This window comes from Neisseria dentiae, from assembly GCF_024580525.1.
Classification (GTDB): Bacteria; Pseudomonadota; Gammaproteobacteria; order Burkholderiales; family Neisseriaceae; genus Neisseria; species Neisseria dentiae_A.
Map to the genome: position 1 here is coordinate 49,552 of NZ_JANIKQ010000016.1, position 18,487 is coordinate 68,038.

The window sequence follows — 18,487 nt, forward strand, 5'->3', positions numbered from 1 at the left end:
AAAGGCCGCAACCTTTGCAAAAATGCCTTAAAAGGCCGTCTGAAACGTTTTAATCCGTTATTCCCGCGCAGGCGGGAATCCAGACGTTTACATTCAAGTGTTTGTTTAATCAATACTTTAACTTTACCATCTGGATTCCCGCCTGCGCGGGAATAACGAAGAAAAGGCATTTCAGGCAATCCCAACAAATTTTGCAAAATTCTCAGGCCGTCTGAAAACTTTCAGACGGCCTTCAAGGTTTCCGTGCAATGTTATAATCCCGCCTCTTTTTTCAGACGGCCCATCTTCCATGAAACTCAACCCCCAGCAACTTCAGGCAGTAAAGTATCTCGGCGGACCGCTGCTTGTGCTGGCGGGTGCGGGCAGCGGTAAAACCGGCGTGATTACCCAAAAAATCAAGCATCTGATTACCGACGTAGGCTATGCGCCGCATCATGTGGCGGCCATCACGTTCACCAACAAAGCCGCCCGCGAAATGCAGGAGCGCGTGGGCAAGATGCTGCCGAAAAAGCACACGCGCGGGTTAACCATCTGCACTTTCCACTCGCTCGGTATGCGCATTCTGCGCGAAGAAGCGCCGCACATCGGCTATAAAAAGAATTTTTCGATACTCGACGGCACCGACAGCACCAAAATCCTCAACGAATTATTGGGCGGCACCGGCAAAGAAGCCTTATACAAAACCCAACACCAGATTTCGTTGTGGAAAAACGATTTGAAAACACCCGAAGACATTGTTCAGACGGCCTCAAACGAATGGGACAGGCAAATGGCCGCCGTTTACGCCGGCTATCAGGCCACGCTGGAGCATTATCAGGCGGTGGATTTCGACGACCTAATCCGCCTGCCTGCCCTGCTGTTGCAGCAAAACAGCGAAGTGCGCCACAAATGGCAGCTTCGCCTGCGCTATCTGCTGGTGGACGAATGCCAAGACACCAACGCCTGCCAATACACCTTAATGAAACTCTTAACCGGCGCCGAAGGCATGTTTACCGCCGTGGGCGACGACGACCAATCCATCTATGCCTGGCGCGGCGCCAATATGGAAAACCTGCGCCAAATGCAGGCCGACTATCCGCAGATGAAAGTGATCAAGCTCGAGCAGAATTACCGCTCGACCGCGCGGATTCTCAAAGTGGCCAACAAAGTGATTGAAAACAACCCCAAACTGTTTAAAAAAACCTTGTGGTCGCAGTTCGGCATGGGCGAACACATCAAAATCGTGGCCTGCCAGCACGAACAGCACGAAGCCGAATGGGTGGTGGGGCAGATTGTGAAACAAAAGCTGGTGGGCGGCGACAAAACCCGCTATGCCGATTTCGCCGTACTCTACCGCGGCAACCATCAGGCGCGCGTGTTTGAAGAAGCCCTGCGCAGCGCGCGCGTGCCTTATCAGCTATCCGGCGGGCAGAGTTTTTTCGATAAAGCCGAAATCAAAGACGTGCTCGCCTATATCCGCCTTTTAGCCAACCCCAGCGACGATCCCGCCTTCCTGCGTGCCGCCACCACGCCCAAACGCGGCATCGGCGAGGCCACGCTGGGCAAGCTCAACGCCCATGCCCAACAGCACGGGTGCAGCCTTTATGAAGCGGCCTTAAACGAAGAGGCACAGTCCGCACTTGCCGCCGCCAACCGCGAACATCTGCACCAGTTTATGACGCTGATGGAAAACTACCGCGCCCGCGCCGAACACGACGATGCCGGCGAATTGATCAACAACCTGCTTGCCGACATCGGCTACGAAGCGCACCTGTTGAACAGCGAAGAAGGCAAGGCCGGCGAAATCAAATGGCGCAACGTGTGCGACCTAACCGGCTGGCTGGCGAAAAAAGGCGAACAAGACGGCAAAAACATCATCGAAATCGCCCAAACCATCGCGCTGATGACGCTGTTGGAAGGCAAAAACGAAGAAGAAGCCGACGCGGTGAAACTCTCCACCCTGCACGCCTCCAAAGGGCTGGAATATCCGTATGTGTTTTTGGTGGGCTGCGAAGAAGGCATGCTGCCGCACGCCGACAGCATCGAAGAGAGCAACGTCGAAGAAGAGCGGCGGCTGATGTATGTGGGCATCACCCGCGCCAAACGCCAGCTCACGCTCACCCACTGCATCAAGCGCAAACGCCAGGGCACCTGGCAGTTTCCCGAACCCAGCCGCTTTATCGACGAAATGCCGCAGGAAGACTTGAAAATCTTGGGCCGCAAAGGCGGCGACCCCATCGTGAGCAAAGAAGAAGGCAGAAGCAATCTGGCCGGATTGCAGGCCATGCTGGCGGCTAAGGCCAAAAAAGAATAACTGGTCGAGACCTTTGCAAAAATCCTGCCCACTCCTGAAAATATTTTTATCTCGTCATACTCGGGCTTGACCCGAGTATCTATATATTCTTTATGAAACAAAAAGATGCTCGGGTTGAGCACGAACATGACGCAGAGGATTTAAGATATTTAAAGGTATTTTGCAAAGCAGGACAGGCCGTCTGAAACATTTCAGACGGCCTGCCCTGTTTTGACACGTGTCAAAACAAGCGGCGGCCGCACCACAAAACACCGATTAATCATGCCCGCAGCCTTGTTTTCGGGCGTAAAAATAGGTAATAATGTTACACATTTTCCAAACCGCAACGATTCTGCCGTTGCACCTCTAAATCCCAATCAAGAAAGCACGAAAAAATGGCGTTAATCGTACAAAAATACGGCGGCACCTCGGTAGGTTCCGCCGAACGCATCAAAAACGTAGCCAAACGTGTTGCCAAAACCCGCGCCGAAGGGCACGACGTTGTTGTGGTAGTGTCCGCCATGAGCGGCGAAACCAACCGTTTGGTGGCATTGGCTCACGAAATGCAAGACCTGCCCGACCCGCGCGAACTCGACGTGGTGCTGGCAACCGGCGAACAAGTTACCATCGGCCTTTTGGCGATGGCCTTAAAAGACATCGGCGTGCCGGCCAAAAGCTACACCGGCTGGCAGGTGGCGGTGAAAACCGACGCGTCGCACACCAAAGCCCGTATCGAAGATATCGACGATGCCGCCATGCGCGCCGATTTGAAAGAAGGCCGTGTGGTTATCGTGGCCGGTTTCCAAGGCATTAACGGCAAAGGCGACATCACCACCCTCGGCCGCGGCGGCTCCGACACCTCGGCCGTTGCATTGGCCGCCGCCCTCAAAGCCGACGAGTGCCAGATTTACACCGACGTCGACGGCGTGTACACCACCGACCCGCGCGTGGTGCCCGAAGCCCGCCGCCTCGACACCATCACGTTCGAAGAAATGCTCGAGCTGGCGAGCTTAGGCTCGAAAGTTTTACAAATCCGTTCGGTGGAATTCGCCGGCAAATACAAAGTGCGCCTGCGCGTATTGAGCAGCCTTCAGGAAGGCGGCAACGGTACATTAATTACCTTTGAAGAGGACAACAACATGGAAAGAGCTGCCGTATCCGGTATCGCATTCGATAAAAACCAAGCCCGCATCAACGTGCGCGGCGTGCCCGACAAACCCGGCGTGGCCTATCAGATTTTAGGCGCAGTGGCCGCCGCCAACGTAGAAGTGGATATGATTATCCAAAATGTAGGTGCCGAAGGCACCACCGACTTCTCGTTCACCGTACCGCGCGGCGACTACAAACCTGTTTTGGAATCTCTCAACGGCTTGAAAGACAGCCTCGGCGCCACCGAAATCGACGGCGACGACACCGTGTGCAAAGTTTCCATCGTGGGTTTGGGTATGCGCTCGCATGTGGGCGTGGCCTCGAAAATGTTCCGCACGCTGGCCGAAGAAGGCATCAATATCCAGATGATTTCCACTTCCGAAATCAAAGTTTCCGTGTTGATCGACGAAAAATACATGGAGCTGGCCACCCGCGTGCTGCACAAAGCATTCGAACTGGCTTGATTTACAGCTTGATTTTAATGTCAAAAGGCCGTCTGAAATATTTTCAGACGGCCTGAGACCTTTGCAAAAATACCTTGAAGCCGTCTGAAATGCTTAGATTCCGTCATTCCCGCGTAGGCGGGAATCCAGCCTTAAAACTATCAAGTATTTTATTTCAATAACTTATAAAAAAACGACTGGATTCCCGCCTACGCGGGAATGACGATGGTTGAATATTTCAGACGGCCTAAACGAATTTTGCAAAGGCCTCGGCCTTTCTGTTCGTACATAAACTCTTTGAAAGATTCATACCACATATTAAAACATCTGCGTCATGCCCGGGTTTGACCCTGGCATCTGTTCTTTCTTTCGCAATAAAAAGATGCGCGGGTCAAGCCCGAATATAACGTGAATGGGGTGTATTTCAGACAGCCTTTCCGCCCTATCCGGTTACAGCACCAACGGTGCCACCACAAAACCCAAAGCCACGGCAAACACAATCGCCAATACGCCGGGAATCAGAAACGAGTGGTTGAACACGAAACGGCCGATGCGCGTGCTGCCGGTGTCGTCCATCTGCACCGCACCGAGCAGGGTCGGATAAGTAGGCAGCACAAACAGGGCCGATACGGCGGCGAAACTGGCCACCAGAATATACACTTGCGAATTGTTTTCCGGCGTGATGCCCAGCGCCAGAATCACGGCGGGCATAATGGCTTTGGCCGTTGCCGCCTGTGAATACAGCAGCATGCTGGCGAAAAACAGCGCCACCGCCAACAACCACGGATAATTGCCCACCAGCGCCGAAGCGGTTTCTTTAACGGCATCGATATGGCCGCTCACAAACGTGTCGCCCAGCCATGCCACGCCCAGCACGCACACGCAGGCGGCCATGCCCGATTTAAACGTGCTCATATCCAGCAGTTTGCCGGTATCGAGCTTGCAGCACATCACAATCAGGCTGGCAATAATCATCATAAAGCTGATAATCGCACCGTCGCGCGGCAGCACCGGCTCTTTAATCAAACCCACGGCAGGCGAAATCGCGCAGGCATACAGCACCACCGCCACCACGCCGCCGAAGAAAATCCACACCGATGTGCGCGCACCCTCAGGCAGCTCCCCGCGCTCGCCCACGTTGTGCGGCTTCACCAAACCTTCGGCCAAACGCCGTTGGTAAGCCTTGCTTTTCGACAAATCCAGATTGCCGAACAAATTAATCAGCAGCGCCACCAGCATACAAGCCGCATAAGTGGTAACCAGCCACACCAGCAGCAATTTGGGGTAGCTCACCCCCAAAGGCTCGAGCACGCCGCTCATAAACACTACCGCCGCACTCACGGGCGAAGCGGTGATGGCAATCTGCGAGGCCACCACGGCGATGCTCAACGGCGCGCTGGGGCGGATGTTTTCGCTTTTGGCCACTTCCACAATCACCGGCATCATCGAAAACGCCGTGTGCCCCGTGCCGGCGAGAATGGTGAGAAAATAAGTAACCGTAGGCGCCAAGAAGTTGATGTTTTTCGGGTTTCTACGCAGCAGTCGTTCGGCGGCGCGCACCAAGTAATCCAAACCGCCCGCCAGTTGCAGCGCGGCGATGGCGGAAATCACCGCCATAATAATCAGAATCACGTCGTAAGGAACCTTGCCCGGCTCCATGCCCAATGCCAACGCCAGCACCGCCACACCCAAACCGCCGGTGTAGCCGATGGCCAGGCCGCCCAAGCGCACACCGAGAAAAATCGCGCCCAGCAAAACGGCCAGTTGCAGTAATAAAGAAATGTCCATTATCCACCTGAATATCTAATCAATATTAAACTGAGACCTTTGCACCCCCCCATCTGCGGCGCATTTCTGCGTTGTGTGCTGCCCTCTCGCTTGCCTAACTCCATATTATGTCTGCGCTCGCTGCGCTGCTACGCCTTGAACTGCATCCGCATTTGGGGATTTTGCAAAGGTCTCAATTCTTATTTGTAACATAGTTTCAAATTGCCGGAAACTGCTTTAAAAAGCGGGGTCGTTATGCAGGCCGTCTGAACGAAATTCAAATAAAATATGCAAAACAATGTATTAAACACCCCATGGAAATCATTTCAATTCGTCGGGTGTAGTGTTTTGTAAGTTGACTTAAGTCAAAATCCGTTCGGGCACGGGGTATACAATGCTTAAAACGTAATTTTTCAACACCCACCCTGAACGAAAGGATAAACCATGATCAAAGGTATCCAAATCACCCGCAGCACCGATGCGGACCTGCTCAACTCTTTCTGGCTGTTGGACGACGAAACCCAAGAAGTGCGCTGCCTGTGCGTTAAAGGCGGCAAATACCGCGAAGACGACGTTACCGCCCTCTCCGCCTTGGGCGACGTTTCCTACAAAGAAGTGCCGGTGGACATCACCGCCCGCCCGAAAGTGGAAGGCGGCCAACACTTGAACGTGAACGTGTTAACCCGCGAAACCCTGGAAGACGCCGTTGCCAACCCCGACAAATATCCGCAGCTGACCATCCGTGTTTCCGGCTATGCTGTGCGTTTCAACTCGCTCACGCCCGAACAGCAACGCGATGTGATTACCCGCACCTTCACCAACAGCCTGTAATTTCCACACAGCAAAACAGGCCGTCTGAAACGCTTTCAGACGGCCTGTTATTTTTGCAAACCTATTTGCAAATCTATCTGCCGTTATCGGTGTATTTTTCCCGAACAACCTCCTTAACCGGCTCCGCCTCGGCGATTTTTTCACGCGCCTCCTGCTTTTCTTCGGCGTCGGCCGCTTCTTTTTCCTGCACGGCTTCGGCGGCCGGTACAAATTGAAACTTGCCGTACACCGGAAAATGGTCCGAGCCGATGTGGGGCAGAACTTTGATTTCGCTCATCATAAAATCGCTGCTGTGGAAAATATGGTCGAGCGGCCATCTGAACAGCGGGTAACCGGCATGAAACGTGCTAAACAGCCCGCGCCCTTTGCGCGGGTCTAACAAGCCGCTGATTTTTTGAAACAGGCGTGAAGTGCGCGACCAAGCTACATCGTTCAAATCGCCGAACACCAGCACCGAATGGTTGTTTTGCGCGATTTCCTTGCCCACCAGCAACAGCTCGGCATCGCGGTCGGTAGAAGTGTCTGCCTCGGTGGGGCTGGGCGGCATCGGGTGCAGGCAATAGATGCGTATCCATTCGCCCGAGCGCAACTGCATTTCGGCGGCAATCGAGGGAATATCTTCGGCAACCCAATGGCGGACTTCCGCATTCCGTAAAGGCAGGCGGCTGTATAGGTGCATACCGTAAAGATTGTCGAGCGGAATCTTCACCGTGTAGCCGTAGCCCTGCTCCCGTTCCAACACGGCAAGCTGCCGCTCCCACCAATCATCGCTCTCCAGCGTCAGCACCACATCGGGGCGGTAGCGGCTGATTTGCCCGAGCAGCAGGCCGGAACGGCGGTTGCCGGTTAAAACATTGGCGGTAATCAGCGACACGGTGCGGCCGTTGTCTTCGCCGCGATAACGCAAAACCTCGGGTTTCGACAACCGCGTATAAGCGGATATTTCTTTCAACTGGTAGGCGAAACAGCCCAAATTCAATATTTCGAATGCCACAAACAGCCAATGCTCGTGCTGTTGCAAAACATAGTTGAGCACCACGCACAACAGGCTCACGGCGGCAATCTGCGGGCGCGGAAAATCGAAAATGCGGAACGACCAATGGTTGTGGTTCACCAGCGGCAGCAGCGTGGCCAAAACCGGCACGCACAGCAGGGCGAACAGCAGCCAGTCGGTAAATGAAAACTCGGGCATAAACCTAACCAAAACGGGATGAAACGTACAAACAACGCCAGCGTTTCCTACACGGCAGGCCGTCTGAAACTTTCAGACGGCCTGCCGGATTCCGCCTTTATCTTTATTTGCCAAACGGCAGCCACATTCTGGCCAACACATACATCACCGCGCCGCCCCCGCCCAGCAGCACAAACAAAATGCCTTTCTTGCGCGCGTTCGGGCAAAACCAGTAAACGGCGAGGCTGAAGCTGAAAAACAGGGCGGCCACCACCCACACCAGCTGTTTGTCTTTGAAGCGGTTGAGCGTGTAGCTTTCGGTGATCATCACATACATCTGCCACAAAGCCGCCATACACATGCTGATTACGCCTGCGGGCAGAAAAATGATACCGAGCAGTTCTTTATTCATGATGCGGCCGTCTGAAAAATAAAGGCAGGATTATAAACCCTGCCGCAAACAAACCGGAAGCGGCCTGTTTTCAGACGGCCTGATCCTTTGCAAGCCATGCCGTCATTTTAAAACCCCTTCGCCATACCCGTGCTTGGCCCGAGCATGGCGGAACGGTTATCAAGTAAGTCGTCCGACTATACAGCTTCGGCAATAAACAACCGGCAATCCCTTATTTCACGCTGTCGGGATGCTGTTTCACCGCTGCGGTGATGAAATGGCCGAACGGCAGCAGCGGCAGCAGCAGGCATTGGAAGGCGTGGTAAATATCGGGTTTGCCCGACCAAACGCTTTCGTCTGGCCGGTTTTCGGTGTCGAGCTGGTGATACCAGCGCCCCTCGCTTTCCAGCAGATATTGCGCGGCATAAGCGGTGAAGGTTTCGTACCAATAAGAAAATTCGCTGCCGAGTTCGGCTTCCACATAACCTTGCGCCGCGCCCAAACCGCCAATCGGGGCGTGGCCTGCGTTGATGCCCTCCAGCGCCACGCACGCGCCTATGCCTTCGCACAACACCCAGTGCATACGGTCGCGCACAATCGGGTTGCCTTCGAAATCGGTGGTATAAACGAAGCCCGCCGCGCCGTCGCCGTGCCAATTATTGAGTGCCTGGCGGAACAGGCCGAAGGCGGTGGCGGAATAATCGGACGGGGCTTTCACGCCGTATTTGCGGTTCATCACCAAAGCATGGCAGCCCAAGCGCGCCCATTCGAGTGCATGGCCGACCGTGGCGCCGTAGGGGCGGAACTGGTGCGCTTTGTCGTTTTCGTTGTAATCCCAAACCACGTTCCAGTTTTCGTCGAAATGCTCGGGAATGCGGTAGGCGTTTTGTTCGGAAAGGCCGAACACGAATTGCAGAATCGAATTGGCGCGCCCGAGCCAGCGTGCCGCGCGTTCGTCGTCGGCGGCGACGCCCAGCGCCAGTTGCGCGTCGAATGCGGCCAGGCTGGCTTCGACGGTGTGCATATTGGCGTTTACGCCGCGATAGGATTCGCTTTCGGAAAAATCGCGCGAAAACGATTCGCGCATTTTGCCGGCAGCTTCGTCCCAAAAATAACGGTCGTGAACCGCGCTGATGGCGTCAAACAGCTCGTCTGCCCGCCTGATGCCCGCTAACAGACCGCTGGATGCGGCCAACAGCACGAAAGCGTGGGCATAGGCGGTTTTCTGTGTGCCGGCTTCGGTGGGCACGGCCTGCCCGCCTGCACCCGGCTGGTGCTCGAGCGCTTCGAAAAAGCCGCCGTGTTCGCGGTCTTGAAAATGCTCGAGCAGCGCGTTGATGCCGTGCTCGGCCAACTCGCGGCAACCTTCTATGCCCATCAGCGCGCCGATGCTGTAAATATGCGTCATGCGGCAGCTGATCCAGGTTTGCACGGGTTGCGACAAATCGACTTCGCCGTGTTTGTCGAGATAGCCGAAACCGAACGGCACTTTCGATTTGCGGGCAAACTCCAGCAGCGCCCTGCTCTGCCTGATCAGCCATTGTTTGTGTTGCGGGTTGTGAAGCGGGGTAATCATGCGGTTTCTCCTGTTTGAGATAACGGTTGCGGGTTTTCGATTTTTCCTCTGATTATAAATAGGCCGTCTGAAAAGAGATAAGTTCATCTTTTTTCAGACGGCCTTGATACGGTGCACAATCCGCTTCACACCGGGTCGGTATGCACCAACACTTCTGCGTTTTCAAACAGGGCGCGGATATTGGCCGCCACCGCTTTGGCCGTTTCGTGCGCCTCTTCGAGGCTGGCGGCGGCGCTCACTTCGATATGCAGCTGCACAAACACCTGCGCGCCCGACTGGCGGGTTTTCAGATCGTGCACACCCCGCACCTGCGGCACATTCAGCGCAGCCTCCCGGACGGCATCGGTTTGTTCGCGCGGCAAGGCTTTGTCCATCAGGGTGTTGACCGCTTCTTTGCCGATATCGAAGGCGCTTTTCAGAATCCAGGCCGCCAAACCCAGTGCCAGCCAAGCATCGGCCGAATGCCAGCCGTAAGATGCCATCAGCAACGCCGCCAACACCACCGAATTGGACAGCAAATCGGTAACATAGTGCAGCCGGTCGGCGGCGATGGCCTGCGACGCCGTGCGTTTGAGCACATAGCGCTGAAACGCCACCAGCGCCAGCGTCATCACCACCGATACCACCATCACCGCAACGCCCCAGCCGGTATGCTGCAAAGGCTCGGGCTTCATCAGGCGGCCGAAGGCGTTTAAAAACAGAAACACCGCCGAGCCGCCGATAAATGCCGACTGCGCCAATGCCGACAAGCCTTCGGCCTTACCGTGGCCGAACGGGTGGTTTTCGTCGGCAGGCTGCAAAGCCAGGCGCACCGCCAAAAGATTGAGCGCGCTGGCGGCAAGGTCGGTGAGCGAATCGGTAAAACTCGCCAAAATGCTCACCGACCCGCTGAACAGCCAGGCGGCGGCTTTCAGCCCGACCAGCAGTAAAGCCGTGGCAGTGGAAGCATATGTGGCGAGCTTCAATAAGCGTTCGCGCGAAAGTTCCATACAGCGTCCCTTTGTTTCAAAACCGTGATGAAAGATTGTACACGCTTTGCGCTTAAGGTTTTCTGAATATGCAAAAGGCCGTCTGAAAACCGGCCGGCCGCGCCGATAGCCAACCAACGGCGTTTCGGCGATAATAACGCGCTTTTTTCCACCTTCTCAAAAAAAACCTTATGCACCCCTTTCTCACCGGACTGATGATCACCGGCGGCCTGATTGTCGCCATCGGCACACAAAACGCCTTTGTTTTGAAACAAGGTTTGCTCAAACAACACGTGGGCTTGGTGGTGCTTTTGTGCTGGCTGTGCGACGTGGTGCTGATTGCACTGGGCGTGTTCGGCACCGCCGCCCTGCTCTCGGGCAGCCCCACCGCTTCGGCGCTGCTGGCGCTGGCGGGCGGCCTGTTTCTGCTGGCCTACGGCGCGATGAACGCCAAGCGCGCCTGGCAGGGCGGCGGGCATCTGGCGGTCAACACCGACAAACCGGCCGCCGTTTCCGCCCTGAAAACCGCCACCACCACACTCGCCCTCACCCTGCTCAACCCCCATGTGTATATCGACACGGTGGTATTGATCGGCGGAGCGGCTTCGCCTTTCGGCCAAGCCGGCAAAATACTGTTTCTGCTCGGCTCGGTAACCGCTTCGGCGCTGTGGTTTGTTTCGATCGGTTTCGGCGCGCGCCTGCTGCTGCCGCTGTTCCGACGCGAACGCGTGTGGCAGATTCTCGACGGCCTGATTGCCGCCATGATGTTTTATCTGGCCTGGGGCTTGTTGCAACAGGCTCTGCCGCTGTTGTTTTGACGCGGCAAATCCAAAAAAACCGAGGCCGTCTGAAATAAATGTTTCAGACGGCCTCAGCAACTGTGTTACCGACTCGTCAGTCAGCAACACAGTTGCTAAAATATAAAAAGCATATAAAATCAATACAATGAATTTATTCAAAGATATGCCGAACCCTCATACTTTACCAACCATAACAATCCTGCCGGGCAGAACCCGATATACTTGTTGCCGTTCAACCGTCTGCCGCATTAACCGGTTTATTAAAGGATAAAACCATGAAACACATTCTGTTTGCCGCCACCCTCGCCGCCGCCCTGAGCGCCTGCACCGTAGGCACGCCCGGTATGTCGGTGGGCGTGGGTGTGGGCACCAGCATAGGCCGCCATGTCGGCTTGGGCACTTCCATCAATATCCCCGTCGGGCTGGACCGCACCCGCACCGGCGGCAACACCAAAGACGGCGTAAACGTGGTGGAAGAACAAATCGTTACCTATTTCGACGCCCAAGGCAACGCCCGTAACCAATCGGTTAAAGGCGGCTTTCACCGCCAGCTGATCAGCAAACGCAGCAACGAATACATCGTGCAGGATTTCTACAGCGACAACAACCAAAAACGCACCGACCCCTACACCCTGCCCCGTAACCGCCTGATGGATTTCCGCGCCCATCCCGAAGACGGCACGCTGACCACTTATGCCTACAACGGCAACGTGATGCAGCAGCAGGTTTTCAAAAACGGCAAGCTGGTGAACGCGAAATATTAATCCGGCGGCTTTTGCCCAATGGCAAGCATCAATGGAACAGGCCGTCTGAAAGATAATGCTTTCAGACGGCCTTAAGATATTTTTGCAACGGTCTCAAAGAGATACTCGGGTCCAGCCCGAGTATGACGGCGGTGGCGGAATAACAAACAAACCGGCCAAGACTTCGGCCGGTTTGCCTATTAAACTCAAGCGTTCAGATTCACCGAATGCTCGCGCGTTTCGTGGAACACGATATCCGGCCAGCGTTCCTGCGTTAAATTCAGGTTCACGCGGTTGGGCGCCAGATAGGCTAGATTACCGCCCGCGTCCACCGACAAATTCACCGCGTTGGCTTTTTCAAATTCGGCTAGCTTCTTCTTATCGGCGCACGACACCCAGCGCGCCGACCAAATCGAAGCGTTGTCGAACACTGCTTCCACGCCGTATTCGGCGGCCAAGCGCGAAGTAACCACCTCAAACTGCAACACGCCGACCGCGCCCAAAATCAAATCGCCGCCGTTATGCGGTTTGAACACCTGCACCGCGCCCTCTTCGCCCAATTGCTGCAAGCCTTTTTGCAGCTGTTTGATTTTCAGCGGGTTTTTAATGCGCACGCTGCGGAACAGCTCGGGCGCGAAAAACGGAATGCCGGTAAACGCCAGTTGTTCGCCTTCGGAAAAACTGTCGCCGATCTGGATATTGCCGTGGTTGGGAATGCCGATAATATCGCCCGCAAAGGCTTCTTCCACCAGCTCGCGGTCGTGCGACATAAACGTAACCACGCTGGAAGCGGCGATTTCGCGGTTGATGCGCAAGTGTTTCATTTTCATGCCGCGCTCGAACTTGCCGGAACACACGCGCAGAAAGGCTATGCGGTCGCGGTGTTTCGGATCCATATTCGCTTGGATTTTAAACACGAAGCCGGAGAATTTTTCTTCAGACGGCTGCACCATGCGCACGGTCGCATCGCGCTCTTTCGGTGCCGGCGCCCAGTCAATCAGGGAATTCAAAATCTCTTGGATACCGAAATTGTTAATCGCCGAACCGAAGAACACCGGCGTGAGTCCGCCCGCCAGAAATTCTTCCAAGTCAAACTCGTTCGAGGCAGCCTGCACCAATTCGATTTCATCGCGCAACTGCTGGATTTCCAACGGAAAGCGTTCGGTCAAAACCGGATTGTCGATGCCTTTGATGATGTCGAACTCGTGCGGCAGCCGCTCGCCGCCGGCCTCGAAGAGGTAAATTTCATCGTTCAGAATGTGATACACACCCTTGAAGTTTTTGCCCATACCGATCGGCCAGGTAACCGGCGCGCAGCGGATTTTCAAAATATTCTCCACTTCGTCGAGCAATTCCAGCGAATCGCGCACTTCGCGGTCGTATTTGTTCATAAAGGTAACAATGGGCGTGTTGTGCAGGCGGCAAACGTTAAGGAGTTTAATCGTTTGCGCTTCCACGCCTTTGGCCGCGTCAATCACCATCAAGGCGCTGTCCACCGCCGTTAACACGCGGTAGGTGTCTTCCGAAAAGTCTTGGTGGCCGGGCGTGTCGAGCAGGTTGACGGTGTGGTCGCGGTAGTCGAACTGCATCACCGAAGAAGCCACCGAAATGCCGCGCTGCTTCTCGATTTCCATCCAGTCGGAAGTGGCGAACTTACCGCTTTTCTTGCCCTTTACCGTACCCGCGCTCTGAATCGCACCCGAAAACAGCAGCAGCTTTTCGGTGAGCGTGGTTTTACCCGCATCGGGGTGGGAAATGATGGCAAAGGTGCGGCGGCGGCGCACTTCTTGTGGAATATTCGACATGGTTACTCTTATCAATACACTATATGGAAAACGGTTTCGGTTTAGGTGGGTTTGAACGGGTAAAACCGCGCAACTGCCAACAGGCCGTCTGAAAGCTTTTTTTCAGACGGCCTGTCATACAAACCGATTAATAAAACAAGGCGCCGAATTATATAAAAAAACGCTTGTTTTTTCAATATTTAAACCGGGGTAATCCGTATTTGAATATTTGCATCGGGCCGTCTGAAAACTTTCAGACGGCCCGATGCAAATATTCGGCAAAACCCAATATCAAAACTTCAACACTTCGCCGCCGCTCGGCACAAACACCGCTTTCAAACCGTGCTGCTTCACATAATCGCGCATCATTTTGGTGGTTACGGTTGCGTGATTGACTGCGTCCATATGCACGGTAACAATCGCCGCATCCGGCGCGGCTTGGCGCATTTTGCCCACGTCTTCCGTGCCCATGATGATGCCGCCGGCAAACGCCTGCGTTTTGGCCAAACCCGTATTCATCACCACCACTTGCGGGCGGTATTTGGCCAAGGCTTCGTCAACGCGGCTGTTCCAAACCGTATCGCCCACGACATACAGCGTTTTCTGATTCGCCGCTTGCAGCACCACGCCCATTGCATCGCCCAGCAATTCGGCCATTTGCGGATGGGCATACATCTCATCCGTGCCGTGCTGGCCGCCGGTTTTGCTCAGCCGCACCCCGCCGAACGGGGTGTTCTGCCCCACCACCCGCACATCTTTAAAGCCTTGTTCGCGAATTATTTTTGCATCGCCCGCGTTTTGCACAAACACCGGCAAATCTTTCGGCAGCAGTTGTTGCGCCGCTTTGTCCCAATGGTCGTCATGGGTGTGGGTAACGATAACCGCATCAACGCCTTGCATCACCTCATTTGCAGACACCGGCATATCGATCAGGGGATTGCGCAACCGGCTGTTGACCGTGCCTTCAAACCCCGCATAAGTGCCTTTGGCGGCCAGATAAGGGTCAATCAGAAAGGTTTTGCCACCGTAACGGATTTTTGCCGTTGCATTGCGGATATGCTGGTAAGCCACGCCGTTTTCGGCGGCAGCGGCGGAAATTTGGCCGGAAGAAACCGGGGCGGCACACGCATTCAGCGCCAATGCGCCGGTTAAAAGAAAAGGCAAATATTTGATGGAAAGAGCCATAATGTGTTCCCAAACAGAAAATGAAAACGCAATTTTATAACTTCAGCCGACCAAGCAACAGCGTATAATTCACGTTTTTCGCCCCGAAAACAGAGAAAATGAAAAAATCCGACGACAAAATCAGCCAAGCCATTTTGCGCGAACTGCGCCGCAACGCCCGCATCAGCTGGCAAGAGCTGGGGCGTGCCGTACACTTAAGCGGCCAGGCCGCCGCCGAGCGCGTGCGCCAAATGCAGGATGCGGGCGTGATCAACGGCTGTGGGAAAAGGTCGGGTTGTTTACACTTTTTATGCCAAACGACTTTTGTTTTTTGCTGGAATGATGGTTTCGTGATTTTTGAGCATTCTCAAGAACGATGCGGCTTCGCCGTGCCTTTCGGCATTCTTGACAACCCTCAAAAATCCCAAAATGGGTCTGCATGCAAAAAACGGAAAGTGTAAACAACGCTAGAATTTCCTACACCAAAAAAAAACACTCAGCTGCGCCCCGTGCTCAGCCCTGCCTTGCCGTTTTCCCACAGGGTTTTCAACAACACTTTCCACGGCGACAGATTCGGGTTTGGCTGTTTGCCTTGTCCGATTAACGCCATTTGCGCCATATACCAATCCATCTCCAGCACCGCGCCGACTTTGTTATCCACTGCCGCCACACCGGTTTTGATACGGTTTGTGGTGATGGTCTGATAAGTGCCTTGTCGGATTTTATCCGGCAAATCAGGCATTAAGGCAAACGGGCGGGCTATGCCGATAAAGTCCAGATGCCCGCTTTGCAGCGCTTCGCTCATGGCGGCTTCAGAACGGAAACCGCCCGTAATAATCAGCGACACTTGGCTGACGGCACGCGCTTTTTCGGCATAATCCAAGAAAAAGGCTTCCCGTTTTTTGGTGCTTTCCTTCGCCGTCAGCATTTCGGGGCTTTCGTAATTGCCGCCTGAAATTTCAATAAAGTCAATGCCTAATTCCGACATTTTCTGCACCACTCGAATGCTGTCGTTTTCATCGAAGCCGCCTTTTTGAAAATCGGCGGAATTCAATTTCAAACCTACCAAAAATTCAGAACCCACCGCCGCCCGAATGCCTTGGTAAATTTCCACCAAAAAGCGCATACGGTTTTCCAAACTGCCGCCCCATTTGTCGTTGCGGCGGTTATGGTGCGGCGATAAAAACTGGCTGATTAGATAACCGTGCGCCCCGTGGATTTGCACACCCGAAAACCCCGCCTGTTCGGCAAGCCGTGCGGTTTCTATAAACCGGCCGACCAATTCTTCAATCTCACCGGCAGCCAATTCGCGCGGCGGGTTGATAAAGCCGTCCATGCCCTGCAAGGCAACCGCGCTCGGTGCAACAGGCGTGGGCGACAGCACTTTGGGCGATTGTTTGCCCGCATGATTAATCTGCATAATCAATAAGGTATCATTTTGCCTCCCTGCTTTTGCCCACGCTTTGAGCGTGCCCATACTGCGCTCATCGGTCAGCACCACATCGTTAATCGAGCCTTTGCCGTTGTCGGCCACCATCACATTGCCGGTTACCAACACGCCCGCGCCGCCTTTGGCCCATGTGTCGTACAGGCGGACAAGCTGTTCGGTTGGCCGGTTGTGTTTGGCAAGCTGCTCTTCCATGGCGGATTTGAAGAAACGGTTTTTGGCGGTTTGGCCGTTTTTAAAAGCAAATGATTGAAATAACATAATTATTTTCCTAGTTTAAATGGGTTTGGATAAAATCTAAAACGGCTTGGTGCAGCGCGGCGAGTGCTTCGGCCTCTACGGGATAATGCCCGCCGTTTGGCAGCAATACGGTTTGCACGGGAACGCGTTTAATGCGGTTTAAAAAGGGTTCGCTTAATGCGAGCGGTGTCCATGTGTCTGCTTCGGGTTGGGTCAATAAAACCGGGCAAACATCAAATTGCTCGGGTTCGCACACCAAATCGTGAAACATATAGCTGTTCAAAAAGGCAATGCTGGCCGAATTGCCTGCAGAGGTGAGGTCTTGATAAAACACTTTCATGGCCGCTTTGGAATTGCACAGTGCCGACATTTTGGACGCCAAACGCATGGGGATTTTCAGCTTGCCCAAGCCAAGTTTGACCGCCAACGGCATCAGCGGCGTGCCCACGCGGTCAACCACCCAGTCATGCACCGTGGCCGTGCGTACCATGGGATTGCGCTGGTCAAGGAAAGTCATGCCGATGATGCCTTTGACTTTTTTGTTTTTCGCTGCCACATCATAGGTTTCCATGCCGCCTGCACTCAAACCGTACAAAAACACCGGGCGGTTGTCTTTTTGTTTTTCCCAATCAATGTAATCGCTGCCGAGCTGAATCCAATCATCGTAAACAACGGTTTTATTGGGATTAACTTCGGTTAAGCCGTAAGTCGGCATATCAATCGCAATGGTTTCGTAACCGTGTTTTGCCAGCACATGCCCCAGCACCATTTGCATTTGCCGCCCATTTGTGCCGACGCCGTGAAACAAAATCACTTTGGCAGGGGCTTGCGGATTGCGGTAACAATCCAAATGGATGCGGTGCCCTTGCCAATCCCACCATTCTTCCTGCGGCAAAAAATCATCGGGCAAACGGTACGCTGCGGGCATGATGCCGCGCAACTGCTTCCAAGCGGATTGTTGAGTATAAGTATTCATAGAGATATTTCCTTTAAGTTTATAAGTTTAAAAATTTAAACGAAAAATGTAAAAATTTAAGGTTGAATGCAACCGTCTGCCACAAACGATGCCATCAAGCGTTGAAAGCGTTCGCCGGCTTGTTGCAGAGTGGCGGCGTAATAGCGCTCTTTGCCGTGCTGCTCCACCGCCACCAAACCCGCGTCCAACATAATTTTCAGATGATGCGACACCGCAGGGCGCGACAAATGCAGGCGTTCGGTCAAATCATTAACATTCAGGCTGCCGTGCTCAAACAGAATATGCAAAATCATCAAGCGGTTTTCATCGCTGAGCACGGTGAACGTGGGGATACATTCCCGCAAAATATCAACAGTTTTTTGGCTCATATCGGTTTATGCGTTTAAGAATTTAAACACATTATAAGTTGAGGTGGATGGGAAAGTCAAGCCTGATATAAACGGCAAAGATGGTTGGGAATATACTTCAGGCCGTCTGAAAATTTTTCAGACGGCCTTTATCTGTTCCGTTCTTTCCGCCGGTATTTTTGAAGGGGCTGTCCTAGATAACTAGGGAAATTCAAATTCAGTTAGAATAATCCCTATGAGAAAAAGCCGTTTAAGCCACTACAAACAAAACAAGCTTATTGAACTATTTGTAGCAGGCGTTACAGCACGGGTAGCTGCCGAATTGGTTGGTGTAAACAAAAATACTGCCGCCTATTATTTTCACCGTCTGCGATTACTCATCTATCAAAACAGCCCGCACTTGGAAATGTTTGATGGC

Annotated in this window: 16 protein-coding genes and 2 pseudogenes; 8 read left to right on the forward strand and 10 right to left on the reverse strand. The window is 53.8% G+C overall.

The window, feature by feature from the left end; translation table 11 throughout:
* The first annotated feature begins 289 nt into the window (after nucleotides 1–289).
* Together rep and NQ012_RS09955 are read left to right on the forward strand one after the other, a co-directional pair.
* Nucleotides 290–2,293 (forward strand): DNA helicase Rep, encoded by a 2,004-nt coding sequence (rep, locus tag NQ012_RS09950; RefSeq protein WP_257067458.1) that lies wholly within the window; start codon nucleotides 290–292, stop codon nucleotides 2,291–2,293.
* A 374-nt stretch (nucleotides 2,294–2,667) separates the two neighbouring features.
* Complete coding sequence (locus NQ012_RS09955) at nucleotides 2,668–3,885, forward strand: aspartate kinase (protein WP_257067459.1); 1,218 nt, start codon at nucleotides 2,668–2,670, stop codon at nucleotides 3,883–3,885.
* A gap of 429 nt (nucleotides 3,886–4,314) precedes the next feature.
* On the opposite strand, the gene NQ012_RS09960 is transcribed toward NQ012_RS09955, so the two are convergent.
* A complete protein-coding gene (locus NQ012_RS09960) occupies nucleotides 4,315–5,652 on the reverse strand; it encodes an anaerobic C4-dicarboxylate transporter (protein WP_257067460.1) in 1,338 nt (445 codons plus the stop codon).
* 53 nt (nucleotides 5,653–5,705) lie between these two features.
* Here NQ012_RS09960 and NQ012_RS13090 point away from each other — a divergent pair.
* Nucleotides 5,706–5,846 (forward strand): annotated as a pseudogene (locus tag NQ012_RS13090) (lipoprotein signal peptidase).
* 229 nt (nucleotides 5,847–6,075) lie between these two features.
* Nucleotides 6,076–6,462 (forward strand): autonomous glycyl radical cofactor GrcA, encoded by a 387-nt coding sequence (grcA, locus tag NQ012_RS09965; protein ID WP_257067461.1) that lies wholly within the window; start codon nucleotides 6,076–6,078, stop codon nucleotides 6,460–6,462.
* Between the two features lie 73 nt (nucleotides 6,463–6,535).
* On the opposite strand, the gene NQ012_RS09970 is transcribed toward grcA, so the two are convergent.
* The 4 genes from NQ012_RS09970 to NQ012_RS09985 form a co-directional block, all read right to left on the reverse strand.
* A complete protein-coding gene (locus tag NQ012_RS09970; protein WP_257067462.1) occupies nucleotides 6,536–7,654 on the reverse strand; it encodes an endonuclease/exonuclease/phosphatase family protein in 1,119 nt (372 codons plus the stop codon).
* 103 nt (nucleotides 7,655–7,757) lie between these two features.
* Nucleotides 7,758–8,045, reverse strand: a complete 288-nt coding sequence (locus NQ012_RS09975) for a hypothetical protein (protein ID WP_257067463.1) — start codon at nucleotides 8,043–8,045, stop codon at nucleotides 7,758–7,760.
* A 211-nt stretch (nucleotides 8,046–8,256) separates the two neighbouring features.
* Nucleotides 8,257–9,600 (reverse strand): AGE family epimerase/isomerase, encoded by a 1,344-nt coding sequence (locus NQ012_RS09980; RefSeq protein ID WP_257067464.1) that lies wholly within the window; start codon nucleotides 9,598–9,600, stop codon nucleotides 8,257–8,259.
* 125 nt (nucleotides 9,601–9,725) lie between these two features.
* On the reverse strand, nucleotides 9,726–10,589 hold the full coding sequence (locus NQ012_RS09985) for a cation diffusion facilitator family transporter (RefSeq protein WP_257067465.1): 864 nt from the start codon (nucleotides 10,587–10,589) through the stop codon (nucleotides 9,726–9,728).
* Between the two features lie 170 nt (nucleotides 10,590–10,759).
* Here NQ012_RS09985 and NQ012_RS09990 point away from each other — a divergent pair, with 170 nt between their 5' ends.
* Both NQ012_RS09990 and NQ012_RS09995 read left to right on the forward strand, forming a co-directional pair.
* On the forward strand, nucleotides 10,760–11,386 hold the full coding sequence (locus NQ012_RS09990; RefSeq protein ID WP_257067466.1) for a LysE/ArgO family amino acid transporter: 627 nt from the start codon (nucleotides 10,760–10,762) through the stop codon (nucleotides 11,384–11,386).
* A gap of 257 nt (nucleotides 11,387–11,643) precedes the next feature.
* Nucleotides 11,644–12,132 (forward strand): lipoprotein, encoded by a 489-nt coding sequence (locus NQ012_RS09995; RefSeq protein WP_257067467.1) that lies wholly within the window; start codon nucleotides 11,644–11,646, stop codon nucleotides 12,130–12,132.
* Between the two features lie 185 nt (nucleotides 12,133–12,317).
* Here NQ012_RS09995 and NQ012_RS10000 read toward each other — a convergent pair whose 3' ends face one another.
* Both NQ012_RS10000 and NQ012_RS10005 read right to left on the reverse strand, forming a co-directional pair.
* Nucleotides 12,318–13,916, reverse strand: coding sequence for a peptide chain release factor 3 (locus NQ012_RS10000; RefSeq protein WP_257067468.1), 1,599 nt, complete (start codon nucleotides 13,914–13,916; stop codon nucleotides 12,318–12,320).
* Between the two features lie 270 nt (nucleotides 13,917–14,186).
* Nucleotides 14,187–15,080 (reverse strand): MBL fold metallo-hydrolase, encoded by an 894-nt coding sequence (locus NQ012_RS10005; protein ID WP_257067469.1) that lies wholly within the window; start codon nucleotides 15,078–15,080, stop codon nucleotides 14,187–14,189.
* A gap of 98 nt (nucleotides 15,081–15,178) precedes the next feature.
* On the opposite strand from NQ012_RS10005, the gene NQ012_RS10010 reads away from it, so the two are divergent.
* Nucleotides 15,179–15,520: an Lrp/AsnC family transcriptional regulator gene (locus NQ012_RS10010; protein ID WP_257067470.1), complete on the forward strand. Its 342-nt coding sequence runs from the start codon at nucleotides 15,179–15,181 to the stop codon at nucleotides 15,518–15,520.
* Nucleotides 15,521–15,555: 35 nt separating this feature from the next.
* Here the strand turns inward: NQ012_RS10010 and NQ012_RS10015 are convergent, their stop codons facing one another.
* Genes NQ012_RS10015 through NQ012_RS10025 form a run of 3 tightly spaced genes read right to left on the reverse strand, consistent with a single transcriptional unit; the run spans nucleotide 15,556 to nucleotide 18,090 of the window.
* Nucleotides 15,556–16,767, reverse strand: coding sequence for an NADH:flavin oxidoreductase/NADH oxidase family protein (locus NQ012_RS10015; protein WP_257067471.1), 1,212 nt, complete (start codon nucleotides 16,765–16,767; stop codon nucleotides 15,556–15,558).
* 10 nt (nucleotides 16,768–16,777) lie between these two features.
* Entirely contained in the window at nucleotides 16,778–17,722 is a 945-nt protein-coding gene (locus NQ012_RS10020) for an alpha/beta hydrolase (RefSeq protein ID WP_257067472.1), read from the reverse strand.
* Between the two features lie 56 nt (nucleotides 17,723–17,778).
* A complete protein-coding gene (locus tag NQ012_RS10025) occupies nucleotides 17,779–18,090 on the reverse strand; it encodes an ArsR/SmtB family transcription factor (RefSeq protein WP_123804899.1) in 312 nt (103 codons plus the stop codon).
* Nucleotides 18,091–18,304: 214 nt separating this feature from the next.
* Here NQ012_RS10025 and NQ012_RS10030 point away from each other — a divergent pair.
* Nucleotides 18,305–18,487 (forward strand): annotated as a pseudogene (locus NQ012_RS10030) (IS1595 family transposase); the annotation flags it as partial.